Below are 13,671 nucleotides of genomic sequence, written 5' to 3'. Positions count from 1 at the left end.
TGCCATTGCTAGTGTCCCGCGACCGACCGCTATGGGGGTCGCCGTTCGAGGGGACTGTTTGTGTTCAAGCGCATAATCCAGATAATCGTCATCGCCTTGGTTTTGCTCGTGCTCACGGTCGTGGTTGGCGGGATCGTCGGCTTCAATTTTCTTCGCGACAACGGCATCAAACAGTATTTCGCCACGATGAAGCCGCCTGCAGCAACTGTCTCGACGGTTGTCGTCAAACCGTCTGACTGGACCCCGGGCGTCGAGGCAATCGGTACGGTCAGCGCGGTGCGCGGCGTCGACCTCACTGTCGAAACCGCCGGCATCGTCAAGGAAATCCTGTTTCACGCCAACCAGAAGGTTGCCGACGGCGCAATCCTGCTGCAGCTCGACGACGCCGTCGAGCGCGCCGATCTCGAGGCGACCAAGGCGCAGGCCGCATCCGACCAGACGACGCTGCAGCGCGCCCTCGAACTGCAGCGGCGCGGCGTCGGCACCGACGCAACGCTCGACGCGGCGCGGGCAGCTGCATCGGTCTCCGCCTCGCAGGTGAACAAGCTGCAGGCGGTGCTCGACCAGAAGCAATTGACCGCGCCTTTCAGCGGCACGGTGGGCATTCCGAAAATCGACCTTGGCCAGTATCTGACGCCCGGCACCGCGGTGGTGACCTTGCAGGACCTGGACACGATGCGGGTCGACTTCTCCGTTCCCGAACAGCAGCTCCCGCTGCTGAAGATCGAGCAGAAGGTGCGGTTGGGCATTGGTGGCGGCGACTTGCCCTACGCCGGCAAGATCCGCGGTATCGATCCCAAGATCGACCCTACCAGCCGGCTGGTCACCATCCGGGCGGAGGTCGCCAACACCGAAGGCAAGCTCACCCCCGGCCAGTTTGTGCAGGTACGCGTCGAACTGCCTGAGGAAAACAATGTGCTGGCCCTGCCGCAAACAGCGCTGACGTCCAGCCTTTACGGCGACTTCATCTACGTGGTGCGTCCGGCCAAGGCACCTGAAGGCCAACCAGCCGATGCAGCCAAGCCAGCCGATGCGGCCAAGCCCGCTGATGCCGCCAAGCCCGCCGACGCTGCCAAGCCAGCAGACGCCGCCGCGGCAAAACCAGCCGACAAGGCGGCTGCCGACCCGGCCAAACCGGCGACGGAAGAACAAAAGCCCGAACTCGTCCTGTCACAGGTGTTCGTCAAGCCCGGCCGCCGCAACGCCGGCATGGTCGAGATTCTTGAAGGCCTGACGGCCGGCGACGAGGTTGTCACCGCCGGTCAGAACCGGCTCTTCAATGGCATGTCCGTTGCTATAGACAACACCATCGACCCGACCCAATCGGCAAACAAGCAGGCCGCCCGGTAATGAACGTCTCCGACATCTTTATCCGCCGCCCGGTTCTGTCGACGGTCCTGGCCTGTATGATCCTGCTCTTGGGCTTCCAGGGCATTTTCAACCTGTCGATCCGGCAATATCCGAAGGTCGATGAAACGGCCATCACCATCACGACGGCCTATCCGGGCGCCAGCGCCGATCTGATCCAGGGCTTCATTTCGGCGCCGATCGCGCGTGCCGTCGCCTCGACCGAGAACATCGACTACGTCACCTCCTCGAGCCGACCCTCCTCGAGCACCGTGACGGTGCAGATGAAGCTCGGTTCCAATCCGGACGTCGCACTGACCGAAGTGCTGTCGAAGGTGCAAGGCGTGCGTGGCACCTTGCCCGACGCGTCGAAGGACCCGGTGATCGTCAAGGGCACCGGCGATCAGTTCGCGATGATGTACATCTCGATGCAGAATCCGAACATGACGAAGGAGCAGTTGACCGAGTATATCGAGCGCGTCATCCGGCCGCGCATGTCGACGGTGGAAGGCGTCGCCGAGGTGCAGATCTTCGGCGCCCAGGAATATTCGATGCGCGTCTGGATCGACCCGGTCAAGCTCGCCGCACGTGGCGTGACCGCATCCGAAGTGCTGGCCGCGATCAACAATTCCAATTTCCTTTCGGCACCCGGCAACACCCAGAACGAATATGTCGTCTCCTCGATAACGGTGCGCTCGACACTGCAGACGCCTGAGGCTTTCGCCGAACTCCCGCTGCGTTCGACGGATGGCAATGTGGTGCGGTTGCGCGACGTGGCGCGTGTGGAACTTGCCGCGGCGAGCACCGACACCAGGGTCAGTTTCAACGGCAAGCCAGGCACCTTCCTCGCCATCTTCCCGACACCGGCGGCGAACCCGCTGACGACGGCGGCGGCGATCCACAAGATCGTGCCACTGATCCAGGACACGCTGCCGCAAGGCATGACGATCGAGATCGTCTACGATTCAACCGAGCAGATCAGCGCCTCCATTTACGAGGTGTTCAAGACCATTGCCGAGGCCGTAGCCATCGTCATCGTCGTCATCCTGCTCTTCCTCGGCTCGTTCCGCTCGGTGATGATGCCGATCGTCACCATTCCGCTGTCGCTGATCGGCGTCTGCTTCCTGCTGTATTCGGTGGGTTACTCGATCAACCTGTTGTCGTTGCTGGCCATGGTGCTGGCGATCGGTCTCGTCGTCGACGACGCCATTGTGGTGGTGGAAAACATCCATCGCCACATGGAAGAAGACCATATGTCGCCGATGCAGGCGGCCTTCAACGGCATGCGGGAAATCTTTTCCGCCATCGTCGCCATGACGGTGACATTGGCCGCCGTGTTCGCACCGCTGGCTTTCACCGGCGGCCTGACCGGCGCCCTGTTCCGCGAATTTGCCGTCACCCTTGCCGGCTCGGTGGTGCTTTCGGGTGTCATCGCCGTCACCATCACGCCGATGATGTCGGCGCGCCTGCTGAAAGCCGGGTCACCCGGCCGCTTCCAGCGCATTGTCGACGGCACTTTCGGGCGCGTCGAACGCGTCTATGAGAAGGCGGTCACCGGATCGCTGAACTATCGCCCACTGACGCTGATAATCGTCATTGCGCTGGTCGCCGTCACCGGTTTTGCGTTCACCAAGACCTCGAGCGAACTGGCGCCGGAAGAAGATCAGGGCTTCCTGCTGTCGATCGTCAACGCGCCGCGCTATGCGACGTCGGACTATACTGAACTCTACGTCAACCAGATGCTTGGCCTGGTCAAGGACATACCGGAAACGCGGGCGCAGTTCTCGGCAGTCGCGTTCGGCGGCCAGACCAGCGGTGCCTTCGTCGGCTTTGCCTTCAAGGACTGGGCCGAGCGCACGCGCAGCTCGAAGGAGATCCAGGCCGACATCCAGGGACGCCTCGCCAAGGTGGCCGGCGTAGAGGCTTTCGTCTTCGCGCCGCCAACGCTGCCTGGGTCGGGTGGCGGTCTGCCGATCACCATGGTGGTGCGTTCGACCGGCAATGCTTCCGACGTTTTCGAAGCAGCCGAGCAGATCAAGAACAAGGCGCAGGCTTCCGGCCGCTTCATTGTCGTGCAGAACTCGATGGCCTACGACGCGCCACAGGTGACTGTGACAATCGACCGTGACCGCGCCGCCGCCCTCAACCTGCCGATCGCCGATATCGGCCGCACGCTGACCTTGCTGGTCGGCGGCGCCGAAGTGGCGCAGTTCGACCGCGATTCCAACAGCTACGACATCATCCCGCAGGTGCCGCAGGAATTCCGCGACAATCCCGAAAAGCTGGCCGAGTATTTCGTGCGCAGCGTCTCGGGCCAGATGGTGCCGCTCTCGGCCGTGGTCAAGATCTCGACCAACGCCTCGCCGGCCGCGATCGAGCAGTTCAACCAGCTGAACTCGGCAACGATTTCCGCGCTGCCGCTGCCCGGCGTCACCACCGGCGACGGGCTCAAGGCCATCGAGGACATCGCCAAGGAAAGCCTACCCGACACATTCTTCATCGACTATTCCGGCCAGTCGCGGCAGGAAAAGGAGCAAGGCAGCACAATCCTGATCGCCTTCGCGGCCGCCATCCTGGTCATCTACCTGGTGCTGGCGGCGCAGTTCGAAAGCTTCCGCGATCCGCTGATCATCATGATGGCGGTGCCGCTGTCGATCTTCGGCGCCATCGTGCCGCTCAATCTGGGGCTGGGAACACTCAACATCTACACGCAGGTCGGCCTGATCACGCTGATCGGCCTGATCACCAAGCACGGCATCCTGCTGGTCGAATTCGCCAACCAGCAGCGCGAGAAGCACCAGATGTCGCGCCGCGAGGCGATCATCGCCTCGGCCAAGGTGCGGCTGCGGCCGATCCTGATGACGACGGCGGCGATGGCGCTCGGCGTGGTGCCGCTGATCGTCTCCAGCGGTGCTGGTGCCGCGGCCCGCTATTCGATGGGCCTAGTGATCTTCACCGGCATTCTGGTCGGAACCATGTTCACGCTGTTCGTGGTTCCGATGTTCTACACCTTCATCGCCAGCAAGGACCTGCCGCACCACGCCGAAAAGCCGGACCCGAAGCTGATGCCGGTGCCCGTCGACTGAACGAGGCAGACACCCCCGCACAAACAAAAAGAGGCCGGAAATTCCGGCCTCTTTTTTTGACTGGATTGATTACCGCGAAGCTCAGGGGAGCTTCACACGGGAGCTTGCTGTGCGGCACCGCCGTCTGGCAGCGCTGCACGACCGCTCCAACCGCAGCCTGCTACTTGACGATGACGATGCTGGTGTTGGCCGGGCCGAACACCTCGACCAGCTGATAGAAGTCGGCGGCAGCGTCCGGATGCAGCCGCACGCAGCCATGCGAAGCCGGCTGTCCCAGGCGCTTGATGGCGTTGGTCGCATGCACGGCGTAGCCGCCGCTGAAGAACACCGAGTGGGCCATCGGCGCGTTGTCGTATTTCTTCGAATACCACATCTCATGCATGCGGGTCGGCTTGAACGAACCGGTCGGCGTCACATGTGCCTTGTCGCCGGTCGAAACCTTCCAGGCGAAGGTCGGCCGGCCATCGACCAGAACTTCCATGGTCTGCTGCGACAGCGAGACACGCGCCACGATCTGACTGGCGGCGGCGTAGGCAGCGCCATTGCCGACACCGATGAGAAGGGCCGCACCGGTCAGGGCGGCGGCGGTGATGTTGATGAGCTTGGCGGAAATGGCAGCGTACATGATGTTCCCCTGTTTTTGCCGGTCGGGCCGGTTCCAATTCGATGACCGGCTTATCCCAACGTCATGTTTCAAGCTGATTTCGCTTGATGCGCGTTTGTGTTTCGAATCTGTTTCCTCAGGTTAACGAGAGTGACGGGCAATAGAGGAAATGGGGCATAACATCGTTGGCCCTCTGCTCTGCCTCGCACGATCAAAATACCCAGGTTGTCACCATACGAACGTGCGAATGCCCCGTATGTGAAAGACATCTCACCTGGTTCGAAACCAATCTGCAACAAAGCGCGGCCTGGGCGGCATGATCTGGATACGGGCCGACGGCACAGTTGACGCAACGAAAACAGCCGGCGCAAACGAAAATGAGCATCAAATCGCACTCCCTGTCCTGGGTTCTCAGGATAAGCATTGCCGCGGTCATCGTCGGCGGCGTCGGCACAGTCGCCGGCAGCCCGATGACGACGCTAGCGGCCATGAACTCGGGCGAGGTTTCGACGCTGCATGCCGCGCTGTTCATTGCCTTGGTCTGGATTGTTTCCAGTCTGCGCATCAACCGCTTCAAAGCCCTCTGGCGGGTCGGCTTTGGACTGACAGGGATGCGCGGCCCCTCCGGCAACTTGCTGCCGAGAGGACCGAAGGCCCGCGCCGCGACGGGGGGCTCCGTGGGCGGCGCGGGCGCTTCGGGGGTTTGCCTGAAGCACCGACAATTCTGAAATTGAGGAAGAGACAGATGAACACGAAATTTGCCGCTTCAGTGCTTTCCGCACTGCTCTACACACAAGGCCTGCTCGGCTTTGCCGGTCTCGCCACTGTGCTGCTGAAGGAACGCGCTCACGCCAACGAAATTGTCGTGGCCAGCGAAATGCCATCGGGACCATCGCTGCTGGTGGTTCGCTGAGCGAGTGCATGTCGCCCAAAAGTGCACAGCGGTTTTGGGACAACGACATGCTCAAACAAAGAAACAGCGTGGCCGCGGTGCCCTCAATCGGCGCGCTGTGTCGGCGGATCGAACCGGTAGCCTGCGCCCCGTATCGTGGTGATGGTTTCGGTGTCGAGCTTGCGGCGCAGCCGCACGATGCGCGAATCGATCGAGCGATCGAACGCATCGGCATTTTCGGCGGGTGCGGCGGCAATGATGTCATCGCGCGTCAACACCTTGCGCGGACTGGCCAGAAACAGCCTGAGCAACGCCACCTGGCCCGGCGACAGCTGTTCTTCCGTACCCGAGCGATGCATGACCATGGCCGACCTCAAGTCGACCGTCGCATTCTCCAGCACGATCAGTTCCTGGGTGTTGCGGCCACGCCGCGCCAGAAGGCCGCCAATGCGAGCGGCAAGCTCCCTTACATTGAGCGGACTTTCGATGACATCTGCGGCGCCGAGTTCGAGCGCCAGCACCTTGTCGACCAGATCGGCCGGCCGGCAGATCAGGATGAAATCCGGCCCTCCCTCGCCGCCCCCGCCTTGGCCGCCATACCGCCTGAGCAGGTCGCGCCCCTCCGCCTGGCTGAGGCTGTCGCCGACAATGACGATGTCGATGCCCTTGGCCGAAAGCAACGATTCGGCCTCCCAGGGCTGGCGCGCCTCGCGCACATCATGGCCACGCCGCTCGAGATGGTCGGCGAGATCCGTCGCCACCACTTCGGCGACCGAAACAAGCGCGATGACGGATCGTGCGGCCATGTTTTGTTACCGTTCCCTTCGCAACCCGAGATGAGTGCTGGACATCATGTTTATACCCAATCTACTTTCCGCTGAAAGCGGGAGCGAGAGCATCATAGTGCGGGCACGAATTATCATCGTCGAGGACGAGCCCGATCTCAGGGACGCGGTCGCCGAATATCTCGGCGCCAATGGTTACGAGATGACCACAGCCGAAAGTGCTGCGGAAGCCCGCACCTTGTTGGAAACACAATCGTTCCATCTGGCCATCCTCGACATCGCCATGCCTGGCGAGGACGGCCTGTCGTTCGGCCGCTGGCTGCGCTCGAAAATGCCGATCGGCATCATCTATGCCACGGCCGCCGGGACCGCGCTCGACCGCATCGTCGGGCTGGAGCTCGGCGCCGACGACTATATCGTCAAGCCTTACGAATTGCGCGAAGTGCTGGCGCGGGTTCGCAGCGTGCTGCGCCGCGTGCCGCAGCCGACCGCGCCGCAAGCCGCCAAGGTTGAGACAGGCGCCGGCCGCCGCTTCATGAGCTTCGGCTCGTTCCAGGCCGATCTCGACGGCAGGCTGGTCACCGGCGTCAATGGCGCGGTGATCGACATGGCCAAGAGCGAGTTCGACGTACTCGAGGTTTTCCTGACCCGCGCCAACCGGCTGTTGACGCGCGCGGCGATCTCCGAGGCAATCGGGTTCGTGGAGGACCCTGAATCGTCCCGCGCCGTCGACATCCGCATTATGCGGCTGCGCAAGAAGATCGAGGCGGATCCGGCCAATCCGAAATTTCTGCGCACGGTGCGCGGCGAAGGCTATATCTTCTCGCTGCCGACCGACGGACACTGAGCGGCGCGATAGGCTGCTGTGGGCAGGAACCACACCGGCGCGACCTGGGTAACGACCGACCATGACTGCTGAACCGGTACGCACGGACATGCAAGGCACCCGTCAGGGCGCCGCAATGGCGGCTGTCCGCGTCGTTCGCCGGCTTCGCGAGGCCGGCGATTGGCAGCGCGAGATGGTGAGTATCCTCGAGACGCTCTGCGTTGCCATGGATTGCCAGCGCGGCATCCTGTTCAGGCTGCGCGAACTGCCCGGCCAGGGCTTCGCCCAGTCGGTTGCAGCCTACTGGATCGCCCCGCGCTTCGGCACCGAACTGGCATCGCCGACCGTCATCATGCAGTCGATCGTCAACTCGGACCCGTTGCTGGAGCGCTTGGCGGAAGATGAGCGGCAAGGCAAGGTCTTTGCCGGCCACACACGCGACCTCGACGGCTTCCTCAGAACCGACTTCGAGAAGCAGAACATCAAGTCGTTCCTGTCAGTGTCTGTCTTCGCGCACGGCCATTTGTGGGGCACGCTCGCCGTCAACGACTGTGTCAACGAACGCGAATGGAGCGACGAGGAAGAGGCGACATTGCACATCGTCGCGCTCGCCATCGGCGACGCCATCGAACGATCGCCGTCCGAGGCTCATGCCAGCGAAGTCATCCGCCGCACCATGCTGCAGGCCTCTCTCGACGCCATTGTCGTCATCGACGAGACCGGCTCGATCATCGAATTCAATCCGGCCGCCGAAAAGATGTTCGGCTTCCAGCGCTCCGACATACTCGGCAAGGACCTGCTCGACACCATCGTACCGATCTATTACCGCAAGGGCTATGCGTCGGGGGCCGAATACATGACCGGCCGCGGCGCCCCGATGGTCGGCCAGCGGCTCGAAACCGTCACCCAGAACGCGGCCGGCGAAGTGTTTCCGATCGAGTTGACGGCGACCGAGATGCGGGTTGCCGATCGCTGCCTTATCTTCGGCTCGATCCGCGACCTGCGCGACAAATTGCGCGCCGAGGAAGAGATCGGCCGCCAACGCGAAAAGCTGCACCAGAACGAGAAAATGGCGGCGATGGGCTCGCTGCTTGCCGGCGTCTCGCACGAGTTGAACAATCCGCTGGCCGTGGTCGTCGCGCAATCGACGCTGCTGCACGAATTCGCCTCCGACCCGCAGACCAAAGTGCGCGCCGAAAAAGTGCGCGCCGCCGCCGAACGCTGCGGCCGTATCGTCAAAAGCTTCCTGTCGATGGTCCGCCTGCATCCGACGGCGCAGGCCGAGACCGATCTCAACCAGGTGATCCGCGCTGCACTCGAAGTGACTGCCTACGGCGCCAGATCGAGCGGCATCATCATCGACACCGATTTCGCCAGCGGCCCGTTGCTGGCCATGGCCGATGCCGACCATGTAACGCAGGTCGCCGCCAACTTCCTCATCAACAGCCAGCACGCGCTGGCCGGCGTTGCCGGCGACCGGTTGATCAAGGTGCGGACATTTCGCAGTGACCGCGGCAATCCCGGATTTTCGGTCGAGGACAACGGACCGGGCGTGCCGGAGGCGATCCGCTCGCGCATCTTCGAATCCTATTTCACCACCAAACCGGTCGGTGTCGGCACCGGCATCGGCCTGTCGATCTCGAAATCGATCATCGAGCGGCACAATGGCAATGTCTGGTTCGAGGAGGTGTTGCCGAGAGGCGCGCGGTTCGTCGTCCAGCTGCCGGCGATCACCGCCGGCGTCGCCGCCGCCGGCGACAGCCAGACAAGGTCGAGCGGACTGCGCCATGCCCTGATCATCGACGACGAGCCGGACGTCGCCGGCTCGCTCTCCGACATTCTGGAGCTGATGGGCATCAAGTCGCGGATCGTGCCGGCCTGGACATCGGCGGCTGCGACCTTGACCGGCCACATGCCACCCGACATCGTCTTTTCCGACCTGCGCATGCCCGGCATAAGCGGCATATCAATCTATCGCGAACTGCTCGCCGAAAAACCCGATTTGGCGCGGCGCTTCGTGCTGGTCACCGGCGACCTGATCGGTGCGAAGGCCGAGATCGAGGCCCTGCCGGCAGCGCAGCGGCCGCAGATCCTGGAAAAGCCTTTCAGCACGCTGGACGTCCGCGGCGTCCTCTCGGCAATTGCCGAGCAGGCGGCAGCGGGGATCTGAGATTCGAGCCGAGGGCCGGTTGAGATTCAGGTCAGGCCGGTCTCACCCGATATCGACAGGGCCAAAACAAAAAAGAGGCTCCCGACCGACAGTGCGGCGGGAGCCTGACTGAGCGCAGGAGGAGCGCTCGGGGAGGTCAAAGCATGATCGCGAAGCAGGGAAATGTTTCGCAGATCACGTTCAACGAAATCAAAAGACGTTGGGCGTATTGGTCAGCGGCGCGGCATTGGCGATCATGCGAACGGCGCGATCCCTGTGCTTGCCCGACTGCGCGGCGATGACGCGCAGGCATTCCGCGCTCTCGGCGCCCCAGGCCTGGCCTTTGCAGGCAAAATCGATCTCCGGCATCGGCAGGCGCGCGGTCTTGATGGTGGTCGGCGCACCGTCGACGACGTTGGTGGGCGGATTGAGTGACGCGAAGGCCGGACCAATCGTCGGCGTGAACATCATGCCGACAAACGCAACAGCGCTCACCGTCATGAACATCGCCATCGGATGGTCGCTGGCGCGTTGGCGCAGTGCCAGCTTCGGGCGCCGGTCGTTGCGTGCGGGAGCCTGGAAGCGGATGTCGCTGTCGGCAGTCTCAACCTTCGTGTACATCGTCATTCCCCTTCGTTTCTTGTTTCTTTTGCTATGAAGCGAACTTAATCGCGCTGTGTAACCGACGAATGATGCATCTCGTCTGCCCGTGTAACAGCGGCGAAACAGATAATTCGGGCGCTACCGGGCATATTCGGTCAGGCAACAGAGCGCCCATCTGCTCTATCCAACTATGACCAATCTCACACTCCCGAAATAAATCGCGAACGGCGGCCATTTCCCGGCCCGATTTTGCCGACACGGCGCGTGCCAATCCCGACGCAACATGCCCGCTTCACAACCCTAGTTAACGCTCGGAAATCCCCGGATTTTTCGCGGCGGCACGGGCGTCGAACCCACTCGAATTGGCCAGGCGAAAACGCTACGATTTCCACAAGCCATTGCATTTCAATGCAAAATATGATTATCTTGAATGAGTATTCAACAAAAAGAAGAGCTCCCCATGAACCCGCACCTCCGTGACGTGGCGATCCCCAACGATTGGGACCGGCGGGGCTTGCCGGGCTGGAGTTATCATTCCGACGCCCTTCTCGAACTCGAGAAAGAATACGTCTTCCGCAACCATTGGCAGATCGCCGGCCATGTCTCCGACGTGCCCAATGCCGGCGACTACATGACCATGGACGTCGTCGGCGAGCGGGCGCTGATCGTGCGTGGCAAGGACGGCGTCGTGCGCGCCTTCAACAATATGTGCCGTCATCGCGGCAGCCGAGTCGTCGCCGACAGCCAGGGCAACTGCAAGAACGCCCTGGTCTGCCCGTTCCATGGCTGGGTCTACAATCTCGACGGCACGCTGCGCGGTGCGGCCCGTCCGCGCTCCTTCCCCGATCTCGACAAGACCGAATTCGGCCTGATGCCGCTCGACCTCGAGATATGGATGGGTTTTATCTTCATCCGTTTCCGCAGGGGCGGGCCGCAGCCGTCGGTGGCCGAACTGCTGAAGCCGATCGAAGCCGAGATGGCTCATTACGGCGTCGCCGACATGGTGCCGTCCTGGGGCATCTGGACTCAGAAGACCCCGGTCAACTGGAAGTCGGTGCGCGACGTCGACAATGAAGGCTACCACGTCGCCATGGCGCATCCGGCGCTGCAGGATCTCTATGGCGCCACCTATTTCGACGAGCCGTTCATCAACGGCGTGTCGCGTTCCTTCGCCACCTACAACCCTCATGCCGGACGGCGCTGGAGTGTCGCGCAATACATCAAGCACGCGCCGGCGGCGGAGCACCTGCCGGAGCATCTGCGCAAGGCCTGGATCTACTACGGCATGTTCCCCAACAACGCGCTGTCGATCATGCCGGAATCCGTGCAGTTCTATCAGGAGTTCCCGCTGACGACCGGTGAGACGCTGCTGCGCGGCGCCATCTACCGCTATCCCAACGAAACCCGGGAGCAGGCCGCGGCACGCTACCTCGCCTACCGCATCGATCGCGACACCATGAACGAGGACGTGCAGCTTTCGGTGTGGTCGAACGAATCCATGTTGTCGGAAGCGTTCGAGGGCTTTTACCTCTCCGACCTCGAATATGGCGTGCGCACCCACCACGACCATCTGCGCAAGCAGATCCCCGTGCTCGGGCTGGAGACGGCGCCGGACGAGAAGGACATGTGGAATTTGAACGAGGCCATGCGGTCGCAGGTGTAAGGGACGGCGAGGCTGCCAATCTCCCCCCTCGTGGGGGAGATGTCCGGCAGGACAGAGGGGGGCGCGAAGGAACGCGACCTCTCCGTCACTTACACGAATCCACAAATCGACGAGAAGCGTACTGGCGCAAGGACTGATAGGCCGGCGGGACAGCGCCCCCCTCTGCCCTGCCGGGCATCTCCCCCACGAGGGGGGAGATCGGCTGTCACTTCACCCCTGCCAGACCCCTTCCTTCCTCAAATCGTCCATCGTGCGCGAAATGCCCTCACGCAAGATCGCCACCATGTCGTCGATCTGCTCGCGCGAAATGATCAGCGGTGGCGACATCACGCACATGTTGATCAGCGGCCGCACCAACAGGCCGAGTTCGTGGCAATGCGCATCGATGCGCTTGCCGACATCCTTGTCGAGCTGCAGCGGGTCTTTGCTTTCGCGATCGGCGACGCATTCGACGCAACCCATCAGCCCCATGCCGCGGACTTCGCCGACAAGCGGCAATTCCTCGAGCGTCTTCAGCTGCGCCTGGAAATAGGGCGCGACCTCGCGCGTGTGGGCAAGCACGCTGTCCTCGAGGATATCGAGGTTCTTCAGCGCAACCGCGCAGCCGACCGGATGGCTGGTGTAGGTCAGGCCATGGCCAAACATGGCGTCCGGATGGTTCGAACGCCGCAATTCCTGCAGCAGCCGCTCCGAGATGATAACGCCGCCAAGCGGGAAATAGCCTGAGGTCACGCCCTTGGCGAACGTGATCATGTCGGGATCGATGTCGAACACCTCGCCGGAGGCAAAGACATGGCCGAGCCGGCCGAAAGCGGTCACCACCTCGTCGGAGATGTAGAGGATATCGTTGTCGCGGCAGATCTCGCGGATGCGCTTCAGATAGCCATCCGGCGGCACGACGACGCCGCCCGATGCCTGCACCGGCTCGCCGACGAAAGCGCCGATCTTGTCGGCGCCGACACGGGCCACCGTATCGCGGAACTGATCGACCAGGAAATCGGTGAAGGCGGCAAGGCTCATGCCTTTCGGGCGCCGGAACGGGTCGGGCGACGACAGTTTGACAACCAGCTCGTCGGCGCCGTCCATCCAGTCGCGGTCGCGCGGGCGGCCGTTGAGCGAGGCCGACAGATAGGTCGAGCCATGATAGGCGCCGCCGCGGCTGAGGATCAGCTTCTTTTCCGGGCGGCCGCGCACATTGTTGTAAAACTGCATGAAGCGCAGCGCCGTCTCGACAGCGGAGGAACCGCCGGTGGTGAAGAAGACATGGCTGAGATCGCCCGGCGCATGGCCGGCGATGCGCATGGCCAGTTCCGCCGACGGCGCGTTCATCGTGTACCACGGCGTGTTGTAGGACAGCATCATCGCCTGGTCGTACATCACCTTCGCCAGCTCCTCGCGGCGGTGGCCGACATTGATGCACCACATGCCGGCCGGCCCGTCGATCAGCCTTTTGCCGGAGGCGTCGGTAATGTAGATGCCGTCGCCCTCGCCGATCAGCGCCCGCGCCTCGGCGCCGACCGAGCCGGCGAACGGCCAGGGCTGGACGAGATGGCGCTTGGCCAGTTCGACGGCATCGTCGGCAGGCCCTGCCGTTTCGGTTCCTCTCAGGTCTCTTGCAGCCGCCATAGTCGCCTCGCTCTGTTTGATCGCAGATATCCGCCGAACACGAAACGAAGCGCCAAGCGTTGGAAATATCGGCTTTCTTCACTTCATTTT

General features: G+C 62.7%; 11 protein-coding genes. 7 read left to right on the top strand and 4 right to left on the bottom strand.

Annotation, left to right across the window (positions count from 1 at the left end):
• Window positions 1-60 precede the first annotated feature (60 nt).
• Both AC1DXU_RS24585 and AC1DXU_RS24580 read left to right on the top strand, forming a co-directional pair.
• Window positions 61-1,350 carry an efflux RND transporter periplasmic adaptor subunit gene (locus AC1DXU_RS24585; RefSeq protein ID WP_477373137.1) on the top strand — a complete coding sequence of 430 codons (1,290 nt, stop codon included), beginning with the start codon at window positions 61-63 and terminating at the stop codon, window positions 1,348-1,350.
• Window positions 1,350-4,433: an efflux RND transporter permease subunit gene (locus tag AC1DXU_RS24580; protein ID WP_477373135.1), complete on the top strand. Its 3,084-nt coding sequence runs from the start codon at window positions 1,350-1,352 to the stop codon at window positions 4,431-4,433. The genes AC1DXU_RS24585 and AC1DXU_RS24580 overlap by 1 nt, the downstream gene beginning before the upstream one ends.
• 160 nt (window positions 4,434-4,593) lie before the next feature.
• Here AC1DXU_RS24580 and AC1DXU_RS24575 read toward each other — a convergent pair whose 3' ends face one another.
• The gene (locus tag AC1DXU_RS24575; protein WP_477373133.1) at window positions 4,594-5,058 is read right to left on the bottom strand and encodes a L,D-transpeptidase; all 465 of its coding nucleotides are present in this window, start codon (window positions 5,056-5,058) and stop codon (window positions 4,594-4,596) included.
• Window positions 5,059-5,414: 356 nt separating this feature from the next.
• On the opposite strand from AC1DXU_RS24575, the gene AC1DXU_RS24570 reads away from it, so the two are divergent.
• Complete coding sequence (locus AC1DXU_RS24570) at window positions 5,415-5,765, top strand: hypothetical protein (RefSeq protein ID WP_477373131.1); 351 nt, start codon at window positions 5,415-5,417, stop codon at window positions 5,763-5,765.
• 17 nt (window positions 5,766-5,782) lie between these two features.
• Window positions 5,783-5,950 (top strand): hypothetical protein, encoded by a 168-nt coding sequence (locus AC1DXU_RS24565; protein ID WP_477318040.1) that lies wholly within the window; start codon window positions 5,783-5,785, stop codon window positions 5,948-5,950.
• 83 nt (window positions 5,951-6,033) lie between these two features.
• Here AC1DXU_RS24565 and AC1DXU_RS24560 read toward each other — a convergent pair whose 3' ends face one another.
• On the bottom strand, window positions 6,034-6,735 hold the full coding sequence (locus AC1DXU_RS24560) for a winged helix-turn-helix domain-containing protein (RefSeq protein WP_477318038.1): 702 nt from the start codon (window positions 6,733-6,735) through the stop codon (window positions 6,034-6,036).
• Window positions 6,736-6,832: 97 nt separating this feature from the next.
• Between AC1DXU_RS24560 and AC1DXU_RS24555 the strand changes: the two genes are divergently transcribed.
• Entirely contained in the window at window positions 6,833-7,561 is a 729-nt protein-coding gene (locus tag AC1DXU_RS24555; protein WP_477373129.1) for a response regulator, read from the top strand.
• Window positions 7,562-7,622: 61 nt separating this feature from the next.
• A complete protein-coding gene (locus AC1DXU_RS24550) occupies window positions 7,623-9,710 on the top strand; it encodes a GAF domain-containing sensor histidine kinase (protein WP_477373127.1) in 2,088 nt (695 codons plus the stop codon).
• Window positions 9,711-9,899: 189 nt separating this feature from the next.
• Here the strand turns inward: AC1DXU_RS24550 and AC1DXU_RS24545 are convergent, their stop codons facing one another.
• Window positions 9,900-10,310: a hypothetical protein gene (locus AC1DXU_RS24545; RefSeq protein ID WP_477318032.1), complete on the bottom strand. Its 411-nt coding sequence runs from the start codon at window positions 10,308-10,310 to the stop codon at window positions 9,900-9,902.
• 442 nt (window positions 10,311-10,752) lie between these two features.
• Here AC1DXU_RS24545 and AC1DXU_RS24540 point away from each other — a divergent pair, with 442 nt between their 5' ends.
• Window positions 10,753-11,955 carry an aromatic ring-hydroxylating oxygenase subunit alpha gene (locus AC1DXU_RS24540; RefSeq protein ID WP_477318030.1) on the top strand — a complete coding sequence of 401 codons (1,203 nt, stop codon included), beginning with the start codon at window positions 10,753-10,755 and terminating at the stop codon, window positions 11,953-11,955.
• Window positions 11,956-12,165: 210 nt separating this feature from the next.
• Here the strand turns inward: AC1DXU_RS24540 and AC1DXU_RS24535 are convergent, their stop codons facing one another.
• Window positions 12,166-13,581 carry an aminotransferase gene (locus AC1DXU_RS24535; RefSeq protein WP_477373125.1) on the bottom strand — a complete coding sequence of 472 codons (1,416 nt, stop codon included), beginning with the start codon at window positions 13,579-13,581 and terminating at the stop codon, window positions 12,166-12,168.
• Window positions 13,582-13,671 lie beyond the last annotated feature (90 nt).

It is taken from the genome of Mesorhizobium sp. P3_A10, assembly GCF_056403175.1.
This window is presented reverse-complemented; position numbering and strand designations above follow the sequence as displayed.